The following is a 20,139-nucleotide window of genomic DNA, read 5'->3' as shown; positions in this document are numbered from 1 at the left end:
ATGGCCAGGAAACTTTGGATGCAACGCTTTGCCAAGTGGCACATCTGGCTTGGCTGGCTGGTTGGCGTGCCGATGGTGCTGTGGACCGTCACCGGCCTCCTGATGGTGATCAAGCCGATCGACGAAGTGCGCGGAGCGCATCTGCGCAAGGACATCGAACAGACCGCGCTGCCTGCTGACACGCAGATCGAGGTTGCGCTGCCGCAGGATAACTCCCGGCCTGTCCAGAGCGTGACAACGGCGATGATGCGTGGTCAGCCTGTGACCACTCTCGCCTATGCCGACGGCACGATGGAGCGGTATGACGCCGCTGGTGCGCCGCTCGCGCCTGTGTCCGAAGTCGAGGCGCGCCTGATCGTGGCGCAGGGCATCGTTGGCGGCGACGCGGTGAGCGACGCTACCGGATATGATGCCGAGGATGTGCCATTCGACTTCCGTCGCCCGATCGATGTCTGGCGAGTAGTGCTGGAGGACGATACCTACGTCTACGTCAACCGCGATACCGGTGCGATTGAGGCCGTGCGCACGCCGTGGTGGCGGTTCTTCGACATATTGTTCGGGCTCCACGTGATGGATCTCGACGCGCGCGAGCCCGGCCCCAATCCGTGGATCCTGGTATTCTCTACCTTGGCGATCATCGGCGCGGTGCTGGGGTGCATCCTGATGTTCCGTCGTCGCAAGGCGCGGGTGAAGGTGCCGAAGGCCGGAGTCACCGCCTGACATGGCCACCCCGGCACCAGCCAAGACCATCAAGGAGGTCGCGCAGGACGTTGCGCCCGATATCGTCGATGCGCAGGTCATCCTGACCCCGTTGCTCGACGCGCTGGATATTGCCGGGGTCGCCGTCTTTGCCCTGTCCGGCGCGCTTATCGCGGCGAAGGAGCGCCAGACATTTGTCACACTCGCCTTTTTCGCTTTGCTGACCGGCGTCGGCGGCGGCTCGGTCCGTGACCTGCTAATCGGGGCGCCGGTATTCTGGATGACCGACCCATGGGTGGCCGCCGCCTGCCTGCTTGTGGCCCTGGCGGTGTGGTTCACCCCCACGCGCTGGTGGGACGGCAAACTGCTCGACTATGCCGATGGGGTCGGACTGACAGCCTATGCCGTGCTCGGCAGCGCCAAGGCGCTAAGTTACGGTATCCCGCCGATTCCGGCGATGGTGATGGGCGTGGTAACGGGCACGGTCGGGGGGATCATCCGCGACGTCATTGCCGGCCGACCGTCGATCCTGATGCGGCCCGAACTTTACGTAACCGCAGCAGCGCTATCCGCCAGCCTGTGCGTCATCGGAAGCATACTCGAAGGTCCCCGACTTCTGGTCTGGACGGGTGCGGCACTGGCCGGACTAGCCCTGCGCGGCGCGGCAATTCACTACAATCTGTCGCTGCCGCCCTACCACGAACGAAGGGCTGCAACCGACGCGGAATCGCAGCGACACGACTAGCCGCCGAAATCGTCATCCAGGTCGTCACCGGGCATCGGGCCACCGGGATAGGAAGGCTGGCCACTCTGCCCCGGTGCGGAGCGCTCGGTCGGAGGCGTATAGCTTCCGCGCTGATCCTGCCGCGCCTGGGAATAGGCATCGTCCGACCACTGCCGGTCATCATCCTCGCCTGCCCCGGAATACGAGCTCTGGTCGGAACCGGAGTAGCCGCGCGAATAATCGACACCGCGCACGCGGCCATCGCTGCCTACATTGCAGGTGAAGCCATTGCCGTCGAACAATCGTCCGCGCACCGACCAGCCATTGCCGGTGCGGTTGACGGCATCGACGCTGTCGACCCGCATGTCGCGGGCGACTGCACGGGTACATGTATCAACCGCGCGGTCGATCGCTACCGACTGGCTCGTCTGCCGATAGTCGGTACGATACCGGCGGTCATCATACCGTCGGTTGTCATAGCGGCGATCGTCGTAACGATCACGGCGCTCGGAATTCCTGGCAGCGCTTGCGATAGCAGCAATGCCGCCCAGAATTACCACGCCGGCGATCACGTCGCCCGCATCGACACGGTGGCGGCGGTAGCGATAACGGCGATGACGGTCGTATTCATCAGCCTCGCTGGCGTAGCCGGTCTCGGCATAATTGCTCACACCACCCTGGCCGGCCTGTGGGAGGTCGGCGGCGGCGGCAGGCGTGGCGGCCATCGAAAGGCTGGTAACCAGCGCGAGACCGGTAGCGGTCCGGGATAACTTACTCATGGGTCGCCCTCTCACCGAAAAATTCATCAAGAACGTAAACTACATGAACCGGACCACATTGCCCATGGCTGAACCCGGCGTCGAGCCGGTCTGCTTCACACACACGAACGCCCCCGAACCAACAGGATCGGGGGCGCCGGGAGAAGCTGTTCGGGCTGCTTAGCGCAGGCCGCGAATACCGCTGAAGTCGACCTGGGCACGCTGACGCGGGCCAACGAAGCAGGTGAACTTGCCGCTATCGTGTCCACCATAGCCACGGTTGTAATCGCGGCCGCGATAGCCGCGACGGTCACCATAACGGTCGCCGCGATAGCCGCGATAACCCTGCTGGCCCTGGACCTCGATACGGCCCTTCACACGCCAGCCATAGCGGGTGTCGTCAACGTCGCGGATCTGGGTCACATTGGCATGGCGATAGCCATAGCGACGCGCCTGGCGTTCGGCCGCCCGGACGCAGCGTTCGACCGCGTTGCGGCCATTGCCGCGCTGATAGCGACGATCACGGTAATTGCGGTCATTGTAGTAATCGCGGTCCTTGCCGAAGGCTCCGGCAACGGCGGCAATGCCGCCCAGGATCACGGCACCGGCGATGACGTCACCGGCATCGATGCCGCGGTCGCGGTCACGATAGTCGTCGGCAAACGCAGGGCTTGCCGCGGAAGCCGCCATCGCACCTGCGGCGACGGTTCCGATCAGGGCTTTGGAAACGGTCTTCATGTCTTTGGTCCTCACTTGTTCGAAGCAGAATTGCTCCTGTCGAGTGTTGGACTAGCAAGGCCACGGTTAGGTCAGACTGAATTGTGATGACAGGTTTTGTTCACAAAGAGATATACTTTTATGAACACCGCTTCAAAGTGCTATCTCTTGCCAAGCGCCGCGAGCACATCTCTGGTGAATGCAACGATGTCGAACCTCGCGCCCGCAGGGTCCTCTCCGCGTCTGACAATCACGACATTGCGACTGGGTACGACCACCACATATTGCCCGCGGTTGCCCATTGCTGCGAAGGTATCGGTGGGAATGCCCTCGTTCTGGTTGAACAGCCAGAAACCCGCGCCATAGCCGATGCCGCGCTCCTCCGGCTGTGGGCCGGAAGGGGCGGAGACATAGTTCGCCCAGCCTTCGGGCAGAATGCGGGTACCATCGCTCAGCACTCCGTCATCGAGATAAAGCTGGCCCAGTTGGGCCAGATCGCGCGGGGTCGACCACACCTGGCTGGAGAGAATGTAATCGCCACGCCAATCGGTTTCGGCAACCGTGTGTGGCATTCCTATTTTGGCGAAGAAATCTGCGGGGGGATACGTGCCGAGTGTGTCCTCGATTGCCTTGATCGCCATCAGCGTATCATTGTTGGCATAGCGAAAGACTGAACCGGGCGCGTGAATGAGGGGCCACGCCGTCGCAGTCTCCTCGACCGACGCGCCACCGAAATACAGCGGATCGGTCCGATTGCCGGGCGTGTCAGAATAGCGCCCTGAAGCCATCCGGAGCAGGTGATCGATGGTGATTGCGCGGCGCGGATCGCCTGCCGCGGTTCCAAGCCCGGCCGAAGCAGCAACATCGGCCTCCCCACGCTGCACGGCCGCTCCAATGAGGGTTGCGGCAATGCTCTTGGCAACGGACCAGGTACGTTGCGGCATTTCGGCGGAAAAGCCCGGGGCGAAGGACTCGCTGACGATCTGGCCGCCCTGCTGGACGATGATCGCGGTCGTGCGCGCGCCTCCCCCGTAATTGGTCGAGAATGCAGTCTGAGCCAGCCCGGGATCGGTCTGCGCCGACACCCTTCGCGAACCAGCACTGATGCCGCGGCCCTGGCTGATGGGATCGGACATGGCGTTGCGCATGGATTCAGACGACGCTCCGATCGGAGCCGCGCGGCAGCCGTGTCCAACGTGGTGTATGGCTATGCGCGGCGGGCTGTCTTCGGCCCACTCCACCAGCACTCCATCGACCAGCCCCTCGTCATCACGCACTAGCTGGGCGGGCAAATCCGTGATGATCGTATCGAGCGGGGACTGGATACCCGCCAGTTCCCACTCCACCACACTCTCAAGACTGCGGGTTGTCCCGGCGCGCTCGGCATTAGCGATGGCACTGCACAGGAAGAGCGCCTTGTATCCGGCTGCTAGCGCGCGGTCATAGCGGGCGTCGAGTTCGTCCTGTTGGGTTTGAGCGAGAGTCGGGGCGGCGAGAAGCAGCGCTGCAGCTGCCGAGACGATGTTGCGGATCATGCGGCGCACCCTAGGCCGCGCATCGCAAAACGCCAGACCTTCTCCAACCGTCAAAGCCGGGCAAGAATACGGCGCACAAACGAAAAGGGCCGCCGGATTGCTCCGAGCGGCCCTCTCTCGACGTGATGCGACCCTACTCGATCACGCGTCCTCATCTTCATATTCGTCCGACATCACCGGGCCACTGTCCTGGCCACGCGCGTCTTCGTCGCGGTCGACCAGTTCGATCACGGCCATCTGGGCGCTGTCGCTGGCGCGATAGCCGGCCTTGATGATGCGGGTGTAACCGCCTTCACGGTCGGAATAGCGCTCGGCCAGAACGTCGAACAGCTTCTTGAGCTGCGTTTCGTCCAGCAGGCGTCCCATGGCCAGGCGCCGGTTCGACAGGCCGCCACGCTTTGCCAGCGTGATCAGCTTCTCGATATAGGGGCGCAATTCCTTGGCTTTGGGCAGCGTGGTGACGATCTGCTCGTGCTTGATCAGCGCGGCCGACATGTTGCGGAACAGGGCCTTGCGGTGGCCCGACTTGCGGCTCAGCTTACGCTGCGAAATTCCGTGACGCATAATGCATTCCTTCGTTCGTTATGGGCCCGTATCAGGTAGCCCGTAGCTGGCGGTGCTTGGGGTGCACCGCCGTAACCCGGTTCAGCCCAGCAGCTCTTGTTCGAGCTTCTTGGCCATTTCTTCGATGTTTTCCGGCGGCCAGCCAGGAATGTCCATGCCCAGGCGCAGGCCCATGCTCGACAGCACTTCCTTGATTTCGTTCAAGGACTTGCGGCCGAAGTTCGGCGTCCGCAGCATCTCGGCTTCGGTCTTCTGGACCAGGTCGCCGATATAGATGATGTTGTCGTTCTTAAGGCAGTTGGCCGAACGGACCGACAGTTCCAGCTCGTCGACTTTCTTGAGAAGGTAGCGGTTGAGCTGGTTGGCGTCCGATTCCTGCGGCTCGGCAGCGACGCCGATCATGGCGCTCTGCGGCTGCGGGATGCCGTCTTCGAAGTGGACGAACAGCGTCAGCTGGTCCTGCAGGATACGAGCGGCGTAGGCCACTGCGTCCTCGGGAGTGACGGTGCCGTCGGTCTCGATGTTGAGCGAGAGCTTGTCGTAGTCCAGTTCCTGGCCCACGCGCGCATTCTCGACCTTGTAGCTGACCTGGCGGATCGGCGAATACAGGCTGTCGACCGGGATCAGGCCGATCGGCGCGTCGGCCGGGCGGTTCTGGACGGCCGGGACGTAGCCCTTGCCGACATCGGCGGTCAGTTCCATGTTCAGCGTCGCACCATCGTCGAGATGGCAGATCACCAGATCCTTGTTCATGATCTCGATGTCGCCCGAAACGGCGATGTCGCCAGCCTTCACTTCGGCCGGGCCGGTGGCAGAAAGCTGCAGCCGCTTGGGACCTTCGCCTTCCATCTTGAGCGCGATCTGCTTGACGTTCAGGACGATGTCGGTGACGTCTTCACGCACCCCGGCAAGCGAGCTAAATTCGTGCAGCACGTTCTCGATCTTGATCGAGGTGATCGCAGCGCCCTGGAGCGAGCTCAGCAGCACGCGGCGAAGAGCATTGCCCAGCGTCAGGCCAAAGCCACGCTCGAGCGGCTCGGCAACGAACGTCGCCTTGCGCTTCTTGTCGCTGCTTTCCTTCAGTTCGAGCTGATTGGGTTTCTTGAGTTCCTGCCAGTTCTTGGTGTTCACGGACATGGATTTCCCCTGGGGTTCAGATACGGGCGGGACCGGAGCATCGAAGCGATGCGTCCGGTCCGTAAGAGTGTGTCGGCGACCGGATGGCCGCCGGGCAGGTACGGATCAGACGCGACGACGCTTGGACGGCCGGACGCCGTTGTGCGGGATCGGTGTGACGTCGCGGATTGAAGTGATCGTGAAACCGACTGCCTGCAGTGCACGCAGCGCGCTTTCGCGGCCCGAGCCCGGACCCTTCACTTCGACTTCGAGAGTGCGCACGCCGTGTTCGGCAGCCTTGCGGCCAGCGTCGTCAGCAGCAACCTGGGCGGCATAGGGAGTCGACTTGCGGCTCCCCTTGAAGCCCATCATGCCGGCCGAAGACCAGCTGATAGCATTGCCTTGTGCGTCGGTGATGGTGATCATGGTGTTGTTGAAGCTGGCGTTGACATGTGCAACACCGCTGGTGATGTTCTTGCGCTCGCGGCGCCGAACGCGGCTTGGTTCGCGTGCCATGGTGATATTCCCCTAATTCGTCTCTTGCGGGAAGCGCTTGCGGAAAACCGCTGCTTACTTCTTCTTGCCGGCGATCGGCTTCGCCTTGCCCTTGCGGGTGCGCGCATTGGTGTGCGTGCGCTGACCGCGAACGGGCAGGCCATTACGATGGCGCAGACCGCGATAGGACTTGAGGTCCATCAGGCGTTTGATGTTCATGGCGGTCTCACGGCGAAGGTCACCCTCAACCATGATATCCTCGTCGATCGTTTCACGCAGACGCAGGACTTCCTCGTCGGAAAGATCCTGCACACGGCGGGAATGATCGATGCCAAGCTTGTCGGCGATATTCACGGCGGTCGTGCGACCGATTCCGTGAATGTAGGTGAGCGCGATAATTACGCGCTTGTTGGTGGGGATATTTACCCCGGCAATACGAGCCACTTACTTCTCCATGCTCCACAGGGGTGCACCTTGTCGGTGCCGGTCCCTATCTCATCGCTCAAAAACCTCGATAGTCCCGGACGCCGTGCTTGACGGCAAAAAGCCCGGTCGGCGTGCAAGAAAGGCTGCCACCTGCCGGACTCGTTCGAGACTGTCGAATGAAGGCGCGCTTACGGCGATTCGGGCGCTGCGTCAACTGCAAGCCGCACAAAAGGCCGCGAATGCCTTCACCGGCACCGCGCATCGTGTAGTCAGGGTCTAGCCCGGCCCCGATGGACTGTCAAAACGGGGCTGTCGAAAGCGCGCGTGTCATGCGGTAGCGAAGTCAGGATCAGCCAGGGTCGCTAGCGCCGTTGTCATCAAGGAAGTCGTCGCCGATCGCTGTCTCGCCTGCAGGCTTGGGTTTCTCGCCTGCAGGCTTGCGCTTGTCGTCAGCAGGCGGCTTTGCCGGGGCTGGCTTGGCCTTCGTCCTTCCAGCCTCGGGATCGGCGATCCGCCCCAGTTTGGCCGCGAGACCATCAAGCTGCTGGCTCATCACCCCGTCGACAGCCTTGGCGATGGTCTCCGCCGGATAGCGCATATGGCCACCGACGACATACTCCCACAAGATGCGCGTTCCTCCCTTCACCGGCTTGAGCGTCACGGTCAGCACGCCGGTCACCGGCTCGCTTTGCAGCGGTCCGAGCGCACCGCGCAGACGCAGGACCTTACGCGGGTAAGCCTGCAACACGACCATGTGCTGCACGCTTCCGGCAAGGCCAATGGCTCCGTCGCTATCTTCGGGTGGAATGCGCTCGCAGAAACAGCCCCCGCCCTGGGGGACCAGCGTCATGTTCGCGGCATCGCCCGACCAGGTGTGGGCGTCGCTCCACCAATTGGCCGGCGATATGAGTTCGAGCCAGACCGCCTGCGGCTCGGCCCCGACCACGGCCATGTCGCGCGTTACGAAGCCGCTGGCAGCGGTTTCCGCGACCTCTGCTGAAAGCGGTGCAGGCGCCAGTCCGGCGAGCGCCAGCGAAGCGGCAGCAACAGCAAAACGAGTTTTCATGCATCCCTCCATTTTCCAGCCCTATTCCACGGACGGCCAGCGAGGGAAAGGGGGCTAGCGTAGCAGTGCGTCTATCGCCTCGGAGACTTCTTCGATGCTGGCCATGCCGTCGACCCGCGCGACAAGGCCACGCTGTTCGTAGATGGGCAGGATCGGCGCAGTCTTGGCGCGGTATTCCTGCATCCTCGTGCGGACGGTTTCCTCGTTATCGTCGGGCCGCCGCTTGAACTCGGTCGATCCGCACACGTCGCACACACCCTCTTTTGCGGGCAGCTTGTAGCGGTCGTGATATCCGGCACCGCAGTTGGCGCAGGTGAAACGGCCGGTGATGCGGTCAACCAGCGCGTCTTCATCGACTTCGAGTTCGATCACCTTGTGCAAGCTGCGGCCATGGGAAGCGAGAATGGTTTCGAGCATCCCGGCCTGGGCTGCAGTGCGCGGATAGCCGTCGAAAATGGCACCGGTGTCGGCACCCATCGCGGCCAGCTCGGCATCGATCAATTCGGAAACGATCTCGTCGGAAACCAGTTCGCCGCGATCCATCACCGACTTGGCCTTGAGCCCAATCGGCGTGCCTGCGCCGACGGCCGCACGCAGCATGTCACCGGTGGAAAGCTGGCGCATGCCGCGGTTGTCGACCAGACGCTGGGCCTGAGTGCCCTTGCCTGCGCCCGGAGGCCCGAGAAGGATGATATTCACTTACGCATTCCCCTCAACCCAACCGGCGCCAGACTAGCGCATCCGGCCTTTCAACTTCGCCTTCTTGATAAGGTCGCCATACTGGTGCGCAAGCAAATGCGACTGGATCTGGCTGATCGTATCGACCGTCACATTGACCACGATGAGCAGGCTGGTGCCGCCCAGGAACAGCGGGATGCCGGTCTGCGCGATGACGTACTCGGGCAGGACGCAGACGATCGTCAGGTAGATCGCGCCGACCACGGTGATGCGGGTCAGGACGTAATCAAGATAGTCGGCGGTCCGCTTGCCCGGACGGATGCCCGGAATGATGCCGTTGTTCTTCTTCAGGTTTTCCGCCGTTTCTTCCGGGTTGAAGACAACCGCGGTGTAGAAGAAACAGAAGAAGATGATGCCGATGGCATACAGCGTCATGTAGATTGGCTGGCCGTGCTGCAGGTACTGATTCAGTCCCTGGATCACGCCGCCGGCAGTGGTCGTGGTGTCGATCGAATTGCCGGCAAACTGGGTGATCGTCAGCGGCAGCAGCAACAGCGAGCTGGCGAAGATCGGCGGGATCACGCCTGCGGTGTTGAGTTTCAGGGGCAGGTGCGAACGGTCAGCCTGCATCATCCCGCGCTGGGTGGCGCGCTTGGGATAATTGATCAGCAGCCGGCGCTGGGCCCGCTCCATGAAGCAGATGACCAGGATCAGCACCACCACCATCAGCAGGAAGCCGACGATCAGGAACGCACTGATCGAGCCGGTGCGACCGCCTTCGAACATATTGGCGGCAAAGCCCGGGAACTGGGCGACAATGCCGGCCATGATGATGAGCGATACGCCGTTACCGATGCCTCGACTGGTGATCTGCTCACCCAGCCACAGCAGGAACATGGTGCCGCCGACGAGGCTGACGACCGCGCCAATGCGGAACATGTATCCCGGATCGACCACCGCCTGCACGCCCTGCGAGCCGGAAAAGCTTTCAAGCCCTGCGGCCAGGAACCAGCCCTGCATGACGCACAGGAACACGGTGCCATAGCGGGTATACTGGTTGAGTTTCTGGCGGCCGGTCGCGCCTTCCTTCTTGAGCGCCATCAGCGTGGGATGAAGCGCCGCGGCCATTTGCACCACGATCGAGGCGGTGATGTAGGGCATCACGCCGAGCGCGATCAGGCTCATACGCTCGAGGCTGCCACCGGTGAACATGTTGAACATGTCCAGGATGCCGCCCTGCGTCTGGTCGGCCAGGCGAGCCAGCGCGAGCGGATTGACGCCCGGCAGCGGCACAAAGCTGAGGAAGCGGAAAACGATAAGGGCACCGACCGTGAACCAGATGCGGTTCTTCAGCTCGGTGGCCTTGGAAAAATTCGCGAGGCTCATGTTGCTCGCGATGTTGTCGGCGCGTGATGCCATGGGAATGGTTGAATCCTAGCTTTTCGCCGGTCCCTCCCGGCTGACGGAGGGACACATAGGAAGCGACGGGCCCGATGTCGAACCCGTCGCCGCCTTTTTTCCGGTTATTCGGCGCCCTTGGCCTTGGCGACCTTCTTCGGGGCGTCCTTGGCTGCCTTGTTGGCGTCGCGCCGGGCAGCCTTCTTTTCGTGCTCCGGCTGCGCTGCCGGAAGAACTTCGACCGAACCGCCAGCCTTTTCGACAGCCGCGATCGCGCCCTTGGTGGCGCCGGTGACGATGAACTTGGCCTTGGCCTTGATTTCACCCTTGCCGAGCAGTCGGACACCGTCCTGGCCGCCGCGGACCAGTCCGGCCTCGCGCAATGCAGCTTCGGTGATGTCTTTCTTGCCGTCGAGCTTCTTGGCGTCGATGAACTTCTGCACCATGCCGATGTTCACTTCGGCAAAATCCTTGCCGAAGGGGTTGTTGAAGCCACGCTTTGGCAGGCGCATGTGAAGCGGCATCTGTCCGCCTTCAAAGCCCTTGATGGCGACACCCGAACGGGCCTTCTGGCCCTTCTGGCCGCGGCCCGAGGTCTTGCCCTTGCCCGAGCCGATACCACGGCCGACGCGCATGCGCTCCTTGCGGGCGCCTTCGTTGTCACGGAGTTCGTTGAGTTTGATAGACATGTGTGCACTCGCTTTCGCTTTGTTCGCGCTGAAAAGAACGACCCCCGCCGGAGCGGGGATCGATTGAGATTTAGTCGACGATTGTCACAAGATGCGGGATCTTGGCAATCGCGCCTAGCACTTCGGGGCTCGCTTCACGCTCGACCACCTTGTGCATCTTGCCCAGGCCCAGACCGATCAGGATCTTCTTCTGGGCTTCGGGACGACGGATCGGCGAACCGACCTGCTTGATCTTGATTTTCTTCTTATCGGCCATCTGGCTTACTCCACGACAGCGGCAGCGTCAGCTTCCGCTTCGGCTGGGCTGGCACCACCGCGACCAAGCAGGTCAGCGACCTTCTTGCCGCGACGCTGCGCAACCGACTTCGGTGAAGTCTGGTCCTGCAGCGCGTCGAAAGTGGCGCGGATCATGTTGTAGGGATTGGACGAACCGACCGACTTGGTCACCACGTCGGCAACACCCAGGCTCTCGAACACGGCACGCATCGGACCACCGGCGATGATGCCGGTACCCGGAGGCGCTGTACGGACGGTTACCTTGCCGGCACCGAAACGGCCGTTGCCGTCATGGTGAAGCGTGCGACCTTCCTTGAGTGCGACACGAATCATCTTCTTGCGCGCTGCGGCAGTCGCCTTGGAAATGGCTTCCGGCACTTCGCGGGCCTTGCCCTTGCCAAAGCCGACCCGGCCCTGGCCGTCGCCGACAACAACCAATGCTGCGAAGCCGAAGCGCTTACCGCCCTTGACCGTCTTCGAAACGCGATTGATGTGGACGAGCTTCTCGATGATGCCGTCGTCTTCTTCCTGACGTCCGCCGCGGCGGTTGTCACGGCCGCCACGGCCGCGGTTGTTGCCGCCGTCACGTCCGCCACCGCCACGGCCACGGCCGCCACGGTTGTTCTGCTGTTCGCGCGGGTTGCCGTCGCCGGCCTGGGCCGGAGACTGGTTGGCAGCGGCTTCGGAAGGGGTATCGGCAATCGCCGGTTCTTCCTTTTTCACTGCGTGTTCGGTCTCGGCTTCTGCCTTGACCTTATCCACTGCGGGCGTTTCCGTCGCTTCGGGAGCAGCACCGGTTTCCGGCTTGCTCTCGGCTTCGGTTTCTGGGGTTTTCTTGTCGTCAGCCATCATCAGAACTCCAGCCCGCCTTCGCGAGCGGCGTCAGCCAGCGCTTTCACGCGGCCATGGAACAGGAACCCGCCGCGATCGAACACGACAGTGGTGACGCCAGCCTTGGTGGCGGCGGCGGCGATATCCTTGCCCACCTGCGCAGCGGCCTCGACATTCGCGCCGGAGGCCTTGCCACCCAGCGTCGAAGCGGCGGCAATGGTCTTGCCGTCGGCGTCGTTGATGACCTGTGCGTAGATGTGCTTGCCGGTGCGGTGCACCGACAGGCGCGGCTTGGCGCCGGAGCGTTTGCGCAGCGCAGTGCGAACACGGCGGCGGCGACGTTCAAAGAGAGAAAGCTTTGCCATCTTACTTCTTCTTCCCTTCCTTGCGGAAGACATACTCGCCGCGGTACTTGATGCCCTTGCCCTTGTAAGGCTCGGGCTTGCGCCAGCGGCGGATTTCGGCGGCGAACTGGCCGACAGCCTGCTTGTCGATGCCCGAAATCTCGACCGTGGTCTGATCCGGGGTCTTCACTTCCAGTCCCTCGGGGACCGGCAGGTCGACATCGTGGCTGTAGCCAAGCTGCAGCTTCAGGTTCCGACCCTGGGCGTTGGCACGGTAGCCGACGCCAGTGATTTCAAGCACCTTGCTGAAGCCTTCGGTAACACCTTCGACCAGGTTCGAAACCAGCGTGCGCTGCATGCCCCAGTGATTACGGGCGGCACGGGTATCGTTGGCCGGGGTGATGGCGATTGCGCCGTCGTCCAGCTTGTATTCGACGAGATCGCTGAGACCCATGGTGAGAGCGCCCTTGGGACCCTTCACGCTCAGCGTGTCGCCTTCGATGTTGGCAGTAACCCCGCTCGGGATCGCCACCGGCTTTTTGCCAATGCGGCTCATCAGAACACCTCCGCCAGCACTTCGCCACCGACGTTCTGGGTGCGGGCTTCGTTGTCCGAAAGCACACCCTTGGGCGTCGAGACGATGGTGATGCCAAGGCCATTGCGCACGGTCGGAAGCTCTTTCGAGCCCGAGTAGATCCGGCGGCCAGGCTTGGAGACGCGGGCGACATGCTTGATCGCAGGTTCGCCTTCGAAATATTTCAGTTCAATCCGCAGCGCCTTGTGCTTGCCGCTCTCGTCTTCGCTGTAGCCACGGATGTAGCCTTCGCGCTGGAGAACTTCGAGCACGTTCGCACGCAGCTTGGAAGCCGGCGAAAGGACGGAGTCCTTCTTCGCCTGCTGGCCGTTGCGGATACGGGTGAGCATATCACCCAGGGGATCGGTCATAGCCATCTATCGATTCCTCACCAGCTCGACTTGGTCAGACCAGGGATCATGCCCCGGTTGCCGAGTTGACGCAGTTCGATACGATTGATGCCGAACTTGCGATAATAGCCGCGCGGGCGGCCGGTGGTGGCGCAGCGGTTGCGCACGCGAGTAGGATTCGCGTTGCGCGGAATTTCCGCCATCTTCAGGCGCGCGATCAGACGCTCGGTTTCATCGAGCGAACGGTCATTCGCGATTGCCTTCAGTTTCTCGTACTTCGCAGCATACTGCTTGACGAGCTTCTTGCGCTTTTCGTTCTTATTGATCGAACTCAGTTTCGCCATTGGACTTAAGTTCCTCTATTCGCGGCTCACGCCGCTTCCTGTGCTTGTTCCGCGGGGAACGGGAAACCGAACAGACGCAGCAATTCGCGTGCTTCTTCGTCGGTGTTCGCCGAGGTGGTGACGATGATGTCCATGCCACGCACCTTCTCGATCTGGTCGTACGAGATTTCCGGGAAGATGATCTGTTCCTTCAGGCCCATGGCGTAGTTGCCATGACCGTCGAACGATTTCGGGTTGAGACCACGGAAGTCGCGAATACGCGGCATCGCGATGGTCACGAGACGATCGAGGAACTCGTACATGCGTTCGCGGCGCAAGGTGACCTTGCAACCGATCGGCATGCCTTCACGCAGCTTGAACTGCGCGATCGACTTCTTGGCCTTGGTGATGACCGGCTTCTGGCCGGCAATCAGAGCCATTTCCTCGGCAGCCGTCTGGACCTTTTTCTTGTCCTGGCTCGCCTCGCCCACGCCCATGTTGAGCGTGATCTTTTCCAGCTTGGGCACTTCGAGACGGTTCGTATAACCGAACTTCTCGGTCATCGCCTTGACGACCTCGTTCTCGAACTTGGCCTTCATACGGGGTGTATAATCAGCCATCGATGGTTTCCCCACTCTTCACAGCAACACGCACCTTCTTGCCGTCCTTCTCTTCGATCCGGACGCGGGTGGGCTTGCCATCCTTCGGGTCTGCCATGGCAACCTTGGCGATGTGCAGCGGCGCTTCATAGCGATCGATGCCACCCTGCGGGTTGGTCTGGCTCGGCTTGCGGTGACGGGCGATCATGTTGACGCCCTCTACGACGACCTTGCCATCCTTGGGCATGACCTTCGAGACGGTGCCGGTCTTGCCCTTGTCCTTGCCGGACAGGATGACCACGCTGTCACCTTTCTTGATTCTAGCGGACGCCATTACAGCACCTCCGGAGCAAGCGAGATGATCTTCATGAAGCCGCGGCCGCGAAGTTCGCGAACCACCGGTCCGAAGATACGGGTGCCGATCGGCTCTTCGTTCTTGGAAACGAGCACGGCGGCATTGCTGTCGAAGCGGATCACGCTGCCATCGGGGCGGCGTACATCCTTCTTCGTGCGCACGATGACAGCGCGATGAACATCGCCCTTCTTCACCTTGGCACGTGGCTGGGCTTCCTTGACGGAAACCACGATCACGTCCCCGACGCTTGCGGTGCGACGCTTCGACCCGCCCAGTACCTTGATGCACTGGACGCGCTTGGCGCCGCTGTTATCCGCGACGTCGAGATTGGATTGCATCTGGATCATCGATCCGGTTCCTTCTCTTGGCTTGCCGGGACGGCCCTATCTGGGAGCCCGGCAGTTCCTAATCGCTAAAATCAGTTGCCCGGGGTTGCCTCGGCCACATCGAGATCCGCCTCGACCGCCTGCGTTCCGCCCGCGACGACGCGGTCCTTCACTGCCCAGGTCTTGGTCTTCGAGATCGGCTTGGTCTCTTCGATGCGGACGATATCGCCCACGGTATACTCGTTGCTCTCGTCGTGAGCGTGATACTTCTTCGAACGACGGATGATCTTCCCGTACAACGGGTGCTTCACCTTGCGTTCGACCAGCACGGTCACGGTCTTGTCGGTCTTGTCGGAGGTGACTGTCCCGATCAGGATACGTTTCGGCATTGTCTAGCTCCTCAAGCCTTCGCTGCAGCGGAGCGCGAACGCTCGCCCTGCAACGTCTTGATCTTGGCGATGTTGCGACGCACTTCGCGGATACGCGCCGGTGCTTCGAGCTGGTTGGTGGCAGCCTGGAAGCGCAGGTTGAACTGCTCTTTCTTCAGCTGGGTCAGCTCTTCGGCAAGCTGGTCGTCGCTCTTCTGACGCAGGTCTTCGACTTTGGTCATGAGTTGCCTCCCAGGTGCGATTCGTCGCCAAAGCGGGCCACGACCTTGGTCTTGACCGGCAGCTTCATGGCGGCGCGTTCGAAAGCGGTCGCGGCGATCGGGCCGGGAACGCCGTCGAGTTCGAACAGGATGCGGCCCGGCTTGACGCGAGCAGCCCAGTATTCGACCGAGCCCTTGCCCTTACCCTGACGCACTTCGGCCGGCTTCTTCGACACCGGAACATCGGGGAAGATACGGATCCAGAGACGGCCCTGGCGCTTGATGGCGCGAGTAATCGCACGGCGAGCCGCCTCGATCTGGCGCGCGGTCAGACGCTCGGGTTCCATCGCCTTCAGGCCGTAGGACCCGAAATTGAGCGTGGTTCCGCCCTTGGCGTTGCCATGGATTCTACCCTTGAACGCCTTGCGGTACTTGGTTTTCTTCGGTTGCAGCATGGTTTTTCTCTAACTCTGCAATCAGCGGGCCGGACGGACGCCGGAAGTCTGAGCTTCCATCATCAGCCGGTCCTGCGCGGTCGGGTCGTGGGCGAGGATCTCGCCCTTGAAGATCCAGCACTTGATGCCGATGATCCCATAGGCGGTCAGCGCTTCGGCTTCGGCGTAATCGACATTCGCACGCAGCGTGTGGAGCGGAACGCGGCCTTCGCGATACCATTCGACGCGGGCGATTTCAGCGCCGCCGAGGCGGCCACCGCAGACGATCTTGATGCCTTCGGCACCCAAGCGCAGCGCCGACTGGACCGCGCGCTTCATGGCACGGCGGAAGGCGACACGGCGGATCAGCTGGTCGGCAATGCCCTGGGCGACGAGCTTGGCATCGATTTCCGGCTTGCGGATTTCAACGATGTTCAGCTTCACTTCGCTCGCGGTCATGGTCGAAAGCTTCTGACGCAGCTTCTCGATGTCTGCACCCTTCTTGCCGATGATAACACCGGGGCGGGCAGCATAGATCGAGACGCGGCACAGCTTGGCCGGACGTTCGATGACCACCTTGGAAATCGCAGCCTGGGCGGCGTTTTCCATGATGAACTTGCGGATCTTGATATCCTCGGCCAGCAGCTTGGCATAGTCACGCCCTTCGGCGTACCAGCGGCTGTCCCAGGTGCGGTTGATCTGCAGGCGCAGACCGATCGGATTGCTCTTCTGGCCCATCTTACGCCTCTTCCACTTCGCGAACGACGATCCGAAGCTTGCTGAACGGCTTCAGGATGCGCGTGCTCTTGCCGCGGCCACGGGTGTGGAACCGCTTCATGGTGATCGACTTGCCAACGGAAGCCTCGGCGATGACCAGCGAGTCAACGTCGAGGTCGTGGTTGTTCTCGGCATTGGCGATAGCCGACGCAAGCACCTTGCTTGCGTCCCTGGCCATGGCCTTTTTCGAGAAAGCGAGAATGTTCAACGCTTCCTCGGCCTTCTTGCCGCGGATCAGTTCGGCAACGAGATTCAGCTTCTGCGCCGAACCACGAATGGTGGTGCCGACGGCCAGAGCCTCGTTATCCGCAACGCGGCGGGGGGATTTAGCCTTGCCCATTAGCGCTTGCCCTTCTTGTCGGAAGCATGGCCGGGGAAGGTGCGCGTAGGCGCGAATTCACCGAGCTTGTGTCCGACCATTTCTTCCGAAACGGAGACGGGAATGAACTTGTGGCCATTGTAGACGTTGAACGTCAGGCCGACGAACTGTGGCAGGATCGTCGAGCGGCGCGACCAGGTCTTGATCGGCTTGTTGCTGCTCGCTTCCTGTGCGTCCTCGGCCTTCCTCAGAAGGCTGAGTTCGACGAAGGGACCTTTCCAGACGGAACGTGCCATCGTGTCTTACCTCTTCTTCTTGGCGTGGCGCGAACGGATAATCATCTTGTCCGTCTGCTTGTTCTTGCGGGTACGGGCACCCTTGGTCGGCTTGCCCCACGGAGTAACCGGATGACGGCCACCGCTGGTGCGGCCTTCGCCACCACCGTGCGGGTGATCGACCGGGTTCTTCGCAACACCACGGGTAAGCGGCCTGCGGCCCTTCCAGCGAGTGCGACCGGCCTTGCCGAAGTTCTGGTTCTGGTTGTCAGGGTTCGAGACCGCGCCAACCGTACCCATGCAATCGGCCCGCAGGTAACGCTGCTCGCCCGAGTTCAACCGGACGATGACCATGCCGCGGTCACGACCGACGAGCTGGACATAGGCGCCTGCCGAGCGGGCGATCTGACCACCCTTGCCCGGCTTCATCTCCACGTTGTGGCAGATGGTGCCGACCGGCATCTGACCCAGCAGCATGGCGTTGCCAGGCTTGGTATCGGCCTTCTCAGCCGCGATCACCTTGTCACCGACAGCGAGACGCTGCGGCGCGATGATGTAGGCCAGTTCGCCGTCGTCATACTTGACGAGCGCGATGAAAGCGGTGCGGTTGGGATCGTATTCGATCCGTTCGACGGTGCCCTCGATGTCCCACTTGCGACGCTTGAAGTCGATGAAGCGGTACTTCTGCTTGTGACCGCCGCCAATGCCGCGCGATGTCACGTGGCCCTTGTTGTTGCGGCCACCCGTCTTGCGCTTGCCCTCGGTCAGCGACTTGACCGGCTTGCCCTTGAACAGGCCGGACTTGTCGACCAGGATCAAGCCACGCCGTGCGGGGCTGGTCGGTTTATAATTCTTGAGTGCCATGTTCCTCTAGCCCCTCAGACGCCGCTGGTGACGTCAATAGAGTCACCCTCGGCGAGCGTGACGATCGCCTTTTTGAAGTCGGTGCGCTTGTAGGGCTTGCCCTTCCAGCGCTTGGTCTTGCCCTTGGTGATGATCGTGTTCACACCGGTCACCTTGACGTCGAACAGAGCCTCAACCGCTTGCTTGATCTGCGGCTTGGAAGCATCATTTGCGACCTTGAAAACAACAGCGTTGTTTTCCGAGGCCAGCGTCGACTTCTCGGTAATGTGCGGCGCGAGCACCACGTCGTAGTGACGGGCGTCGATATCCTGCTTCTTAGCCATTGAAGCGCGCCTCCAGCTTTTCGATCGCGTCCTTGGTCAGGACCAGCGTATCGTGTTTGAGGATGTCGTAGACGTTGGCACCCATCGCCGGCATCACGTTGACGCCCGGCAGGTTGCCAGCAGCCTTCGAGAAGCCTTCGTTGACGCTTTCGCCGTCGATCACCAGCACCTTGCCGTTCCAGCCGGCCTTGGCGAAGTGACCCTTGAGCGCTTTGGTCTTGGCGTCCTTGAGATCGAGGCTGTCGACGACCACGAGGCCGTCCTTCGCCTTGCTCGACAGGGCCATCTTCAGGCCCAGCGCGCGGATCTTCTTGTTGAGCGACTGGTTGAAGTCGCGCTTGCGGGCACCGTGAGCCTTACCACCACCGATGAAGATCGGAGCGCCGCGATCGCCGTGACGTGCGCCGCCCGAACCCTTCTGCTTGCCGAACTTCGCACCGGTCCGGGCAACGTCCGAACGCTCTCGCGTCGGGCGCGCCGTGGCACGGCGGTTTTCGAGCTGCCAGGTGACAACGCGATGGAGGATATCGGCGCGCGGTTCGACACCGAAAACGGTGTCGCTCAGCTCGACATCGCCGGCTGCGCCGGAGACGTTTGTGCCGTCGATTTTCTGGACCTTCACCTTCACGGCTTAGCCCTCCTTGCCTGCATCGCCTTCGGCTGCGGGAGCCTCGGCGGGGGTTTCTTCAGCGGCGGTTTCCGTAGCTTCGGCCTGGTCAGCGAGCTTCTGCTCGTCGGCCACCGGAGCGTCCGTTTCATTGGCCGGAGCCTTCTTCTCGATAACGGCACCGGGGAACGGTACGCCTTCGGGAAGCGGAACCTTCACCGCATCGCGGATCAGCATCCAGCTATTCTTCGTGCCCGGGACCGAGCCCTTGACGAAGATCAGGCCACGGTCGGCGTCGGTGCGCACGATCTCGAGGTTCTGCTGGGTGCGCTGACGGTCGCCCATGTGGCCGGCCATCTTCTTACCCTTGAACACGCGGCCCGGATCCTGGCGGTTACCCGTCGAACCGTGCGAACGGTGCGAGAGCGAGACGCCGTGGGTGGCACGAAGGCCTCCGAAGCCCCAACGCTTCATGGCACCGGCAAAGCCCTTGCCCTGCGTATAGCCCGTCACGTCGACCATCTGGCCGGCAATGAAATGCTCTGCGCTGATCGATGCGCCGACCGGCAGCAGCCCGTCTTCGTCATCGACGCGGAACTCGGCAACCTTCATCTTCAGACCGACTTCGGCCTTGGCGAAAGCTTCGCGCTGCGGCTTGTTGACATTCTTCTGCTTGGACGTGCCCGAGCCGACCTGGAGCGCGAAGTAACCATCGCGTTCCTGGGTACGCTGGGACACAACCTGGCAATCTTCCAGGGCCAGGACGGTCACGGGAACGTGACGTCCATCCTCCTGGAACAAGCGGGTCATCCCGACTTTCTTTGCGATCACGCCTGTGCGCATCGTCAAAACTCCTAAACAGAGGCACCAGGGGCCCATCCCCAGGTGCGTGCAGGCCCGCCATTCACGGTCGGACCCGTTTCAACCCGTATTTTCGTGCATCGCCCCGTCCGGGCTGAGTGCTCGTGCAGCCAGGTGGCCGGTTGAGCGAGACGGAGGACGCTGACCCGAGCAATTGCGTTCCAGCAGGAACGCTCTCGGCGGTATCCCAATGTCTTGCGCGGTTCACTTTGGATCCGCGCGGGGCCGTTGGAGCCCCTGAAATCAT

At 62.0% G+C, this 20,139-nt stretch carries 32 protein-coding genes; 2 read left to right on the top strand and 30 right to left on the bottom strand.

Annotated features, from left to right (window positions below):
- Together ACXYL9_RS06020 and ACXYL9_RS06015 are read left to right on the top strand one after the other, a co-directional pair.
- Positions 1 to 720: a PepSY domain-containing protein gene (locus ACXYL9_RS06020; RefSeq protein WP_459038679.1), complete on the top strand. Its 720-nt coding sequence runs from the start codon at positions 1 to 3 to the stop codon at positions 718 to 720.
- A 1-nt stretch (position 721) separates the two neighbouring features.
- Entirely contained in the window at positions 722 to 1,444 is a 723-nt protein-coding gene (locus tag ACXYL9_RS06015; RefSeq protein ID WP_459038678.1) for a trimeric intracellular cation channel family protein, read from the top strand.
- Here ACXYL9_RS06015 and ACXYL9_RS06010 read toward each other — a convergent pair.
- The 30 genes from ACXYL9_RS06010 to rplC form a co-directional block, all read right to left on the bottom strand.
- Entirely contained in the window at positions 1,441 to 2,202 is a 762-nt protein-coding gene (locus tag ACXYL9_RS06010) for a hypothetical protein (RefSeq protein ID WP_459038677.1), read from the bottom strand. The two genes, ACXYL9_RS06015 and ACXYL9_RS06010, sit on opposite strands and share 4 nt — an antisense overlap.
- A gap of 159 nt (positions 2,203 to 2,361) precedes the next feature.
- Positions 2,362 to 2,919 carry a hypothetical protein gene (locus tag ACXYL9_RS06005; RefSeq protein ID WP_459038676.1) on the bottom strand — a complete coding sequence of 186 codons (558 nt, stop codon included), beginning with the start codon at positions 2,917 to 2,919 and terminating at the stop codon, positions 2,362 to 2,364.
- A gap of 140 nt (positions 2,920 to 3,059) precedes the next feature.
- Positions 3,060 to 4,433, bottom strand: a complete 1,374-nt coding sequence (locus ACXYL9_RS06000; protein WP_459038675.1) for a serine hydrolase domain-containing protein — start codon at positions 4,431 to 4,433, stop codon at positions 3,060 to 3,062.
- A 141-nt stretch (positions 4,434 to 4,574) separates the two neighbouring features.
- Positions 4,575 to 4,997, bottom strand: a complete 423-nt coding sequence (rplQ, locus tag ACXYL9_RS05995) for a 50S ribosomal protein L17 (protein ID WP_459038674.1) — start codon at positions 4,995 to 4,997, stop codon at positions 4,575 to 4,577.
- A gap of 81 nt (positions 4,998 to 5,078) precedes the next feature.
- Positions 5,079 to 6,134 carry a DNA-directed RNA polymerase subunit alpha gene (locus ACXYL9_RS05990; protein WP_459038673.1) on the bottom strand — a complete coding sequence of 352 codons (1,056 nt, stop codon included), beginning with the start codon at positions 6,132 to 6,134 and terminating at the stop codon, positions 5,079 to 5,081.
- Between the two features lie 105 nt (positions 6,135 to 6,239).
- A complete protein-coding gene (rpsK, locus tag ACXYL9_RS05985) occupies positions 6,240 to 6,629 on the bottom strand; it encodes a 30S ribosomal protein S11 (RefSeq protein WP_459038672.1) in 390 nt (129 codons plus the stop codon).
- Positions 6,630 to 6,683: 54 nt separating this feature from the next.
- The gene (gene rpsM, locus ACXYL9_RS05980) at positions 6,684 to 7,052 is read right to left on the bottom strand and encodes a 30S ribosomal protein S13 (protein ID WP_459038671.1); all 369 of its coding nucleotides are present in this window, start codon (positions 7,050 to 7,052) and stop codon (positions 6,684 to 6,686) included.
- 331 nt (positions 7,053 to 7,383) lie between these two features.
- On the bottom strand, positions 7,384 to 8,100 hold the full coding sequence (locus ACXYL9_RS05975; RefSeq protein ID WP_459038670.1) for an SRPBCC family protein: 717 nt from the start codon (positions 8,098 to 8,100) through the stop codon (positions 7,384 to 7,386).
- Between the two features lie 54 nt (positions 8,101 to 8,154).
- A complete protein-coding gene (locus tag ACXYL9_RS05970) occupies positions 8,155 to 8,799 on the bottom strand; it encodes an adenylate kinase (RefSeq protein WP_459038669.1) in 645 nt (214 codons plus the stop codon).
- Positions 8,800 to 8,832: 33 nt separating this feature from the next.
- Positions 8,833 to 10,197 carry a preprotein translocase subunit SecY gene (secY, locus tag ACXYL9_RS05965; protein ID WP_459038668.1) on the bottom strand — a complete coding sequence of 455 codons (1,365 nt, stop codon included), beginning with the start codon at positions 10,195 to 10,197 and terminating at the stop codon, positions 8,833 to 8,835.
- A 104-nt stretch (positions 10,198 to 10,301) separates the two neighbouring features.
- The gene (rplO, locus tag ACXYL9_RS05960) at positions 10,302 to 10,865 is read right to left on the bottom strand and encodes a 50S ribosomal protein L15 (protein ID WP_459038667.1); all 564 of its coding nucleotides are present in this window, start codon (positions 10,863 to 10,865) and stop codon (positions 10,302 to 10,304) included.
- A 70-nt stretch (positions 10,866 to 10,935) separates the two neighbouring features.
- A complete protein-coding gene (rpmD, locus tag ACXYL9_RS05955; RefSeq protein WP_459038666.1) occupies positions 10,936 to 11,121 on the bottom strand; it encodes a 50S ribosomal protein L30 in 186 nt (61 codons plus the stop codon).
- 5 nt (positions 11,122 to 11,126) lie between these two features.
- Entirely contained in the window at positions 11,127 to 11,993 is an 867-nt protein-coding gene (gene rpsE, locus ACXYL9_RS05950) for a 30S ribosomal protein S5 (RefSeq protein WP_459038665.1), read from the bottom strand.
- Positions 11,993 to 12,337 carry a 50S ribosomal protein L18 gene (rplR, locus tag ACXYL9_RS05945; RefSeq protein WP_459038664.1) on the bottom strand — a complete coding sequence of 115 codons (345 nt, stop codon included), beginning with the start codon at positions 12,335 to 12,337 and terminating at the stop codon, positions 11,993 to 11,995. Before rplR ends, rpsE begins: the two co-directional genes overlap by 1 nt.
- Position 12,338: 1 nt before the next feature.
- Positions 12,339 to 12,872, bottom strand: a complete 534-nt coding sequence (gene rplF / locus ACXYL9_RS05940) for a 50S ribosomal protein L6 (protein WP_459038663.1) — start codon at positions 12,870 to 12,872, stop codon at positions 12,339 to 12,341.
- Positions 12,872 to 13,267, bottom strand: a complete 396-nt coding sequence (gene rpsH / locus ACXYL9_RS05935; RefSeq protein WP_459038662.1) for a 30S ribosomal protein S8 — start codon at positions 13,265 to 13,267, stop codon at positions 12,872 to 12,874. The genes rplF and rpsH overlap by 1 nt, the downstream gene beginning before the upstream one ends.
- An 11-nt stretch (positions 13,268 to 13,278) precedes the next feature.
- A complete protein-coding gene (gene rpsN / locus ACXYL9_RS05930; RefSeq protein WP_459038661.1) occupies positions 13,279 to 13,584 on the bottom strand; it encodes a 30S ribosomal protein S14 in 306 nt (101 codons plus the stop codon).
- Between the two features lie 26 nt (positions 13,585 to 13,610).
- Positions 13,611 to 14,183, bottom strand: a complete 573-nt coding sequence (rplE, locus tag ACXYL9_RS05925; protein ID WP_459038660.1) for a 50S ribosomal protein L5 — start codon at positions 14,181 to 14,183, stop codon at positions 13,611 to 13,613.
- The gene (gene rplX, locus ACXYL9_RS05920; protein ID WP_459038659.1) at positions 14,176 to 14,496 is read right to left on the bottom strand and encodes a 50S ribosomal protein L24; all 321 of its coding nucleotides are present in this window, start codon (positions 14,494 to 14,496) and stop codon (positions 14,176 to 14,178) included. Before rplX ends, rplE begins: the two co-directional genes overlap by 8 nt.
- Complete coding sequence (rplN, locus tag ACXYL9_RS05915; protein WP_011414552.1) at positions 14,496 to 14,864, bottom strand: 50S ribosomal protein L14; 369 nt, start codon at positions 14,862 to 14,864, stop codon at positions 14,496 to 14,498. The genes rplX and rplN overlap by 1 nt, the downstream gene beginning before the upstream one ends.
- Before the next feature lie 71 nt (positions 14,865 to 14,935).
- The gene (gene rpsQ, locus ACXYL9_RS05910) at positions 14,936 to 15,232 is read right to left on the bottom strand and encodes a 30S ribosomal protein S17 (RefSeq protein WP_459038658.1); all 297 of its coding nucleotides are present in this window, start codon (positions 15,230 to 15,232) and stop codon (positions 14,936 to 14,938) included.
- Positions 15,233 to 15,243: 11 nt separating this feature from the next.
- On the bottom strand, positions 15,244 to 15,453 hold the full coding sequence (gene rpmC, locus ACXYL9_RS05905) for a 50S ribosomal protein L29 (protein WP_459038657.1): 210 nt from the start codon (positions 15,451 to 15,453) through the stop codon (positions 15,244 to 15,246).
- A complete protein-coding gene (gene rplP / locus ACXYL9_RS05900) occupies positions 15,450 to 15,887 on the bottom strand; it encodes a 50S ribosomal protein L16 (protein WP_459038656.1) in 438 nt (145 codons plus the stop codon). The genes rpmC and rplP overlap by 4 nt, the downstream gene beginning before the upstream one ends.
- 21 nt (positions 15,888 to 15,908) lie before the next feature.
- Positions 15,909 to 16,604, bottom strand: coding sequence for a 30S ribosomal protein S3 (gene rpsC, locus ACXYL9_RS05895; protein WP_459038655.1), 696 nt, complete (start codon positions 16,602 to 16,604; stop codon positions 15,909 to 15,911).
- Between the two features lies 1 nt (position 16,605).
- Entirely contained in the window at positions 16,606 to 16,983 is a 378-nt protein-coding gene (gene rplV, locus ACXYL9_RS05890) for a 50S ribosomal protein L22 (protein WP_459038654.1), read from the bottom strand.
- Positions 16,983 to 17,258 carry a 30S ribosomal protein S19 gene (gene rpsS, locus ACXYL9_RS05885; protein ID WP_459038653.1) on the bottom strand — a complete coding sequence of 92 codons (276 nt, stop codon included), beginning with the start codon at positions 17,256 to 17,258 and terminating at the stop codon, positions 16,983 to 16,985. The genes rplV and rpsS overlap by 1 nt, the downstream gene beginning before the upstream one ends.
- A gap of 6 nt (positions 17,259 to 17,264) precedes the next feature.
- The gene (gene rplB, locus ACXYL9_RS05880; RefSeq protein ID WP_459038652.1) at positions 17,265 to 18,101 is read right to left on the bottom strand and encodes a 50S ribosomal protein L2; all 837 of its coding nucleotides are present in this window, start codon (positions 18,099 to 18,101) and stop codon (positions 17,265 to 17,267) included.
- A 14-nt stretch (positions 18,102 to 18,115) separates the two neighbouring features.
- Positions 18,116 to 18,424, bottom strand: coding sequence for a 50S ribosomal protein L23 (locus tag ACXYL9_RS05875; protein ID WP_459038651.1), 309 nt, complete (start codon positions 18,422 to 18,424; stop codon positions 18,116 to 18,118).
- The gene (gene rplD, locus ACXYL9_RS05870) at positions 18,417 to 19,052 is read right to left on the bottom strand and encodes a 50S ribosomal protein L4 (protein ID WP_459038650.1); all 636 of its coding nucleotides are present in this window, start codon (positions 19,050 to 19,052) and stop codon (positions 18,417 to 18,419) included. Before rplD ends, ACXYL9_RS05875 begins: the two co-directional genes overlap by 8 nt.
- 3 nt (positions 19,053 to 19,055) lie before the next feature.
- Positions 19,056 to 19,874 carry a 50S ribosomal protein L3 gene (gene rplC, locus ACXYL9_RS05865; RefSeq protein ID WP_459038649.1) on the bottom strand — a complete coding sequence of 273 codons (819 nt, stop codon included), beginning with the start codon at positions 19,872 to 19,874 and terminating at the stop codon, positions 19,056 to 19,058.
- Positions 19,875 to 20,139 lie beyond the last annotated feature (265 nt).

It is taken from the genome of Qipengyuania sp. CAU 1752, from assembly GCF_054482615.1.
This window is presented reverse-complemented; position numbering and strand designations above follow the sequence as displayed.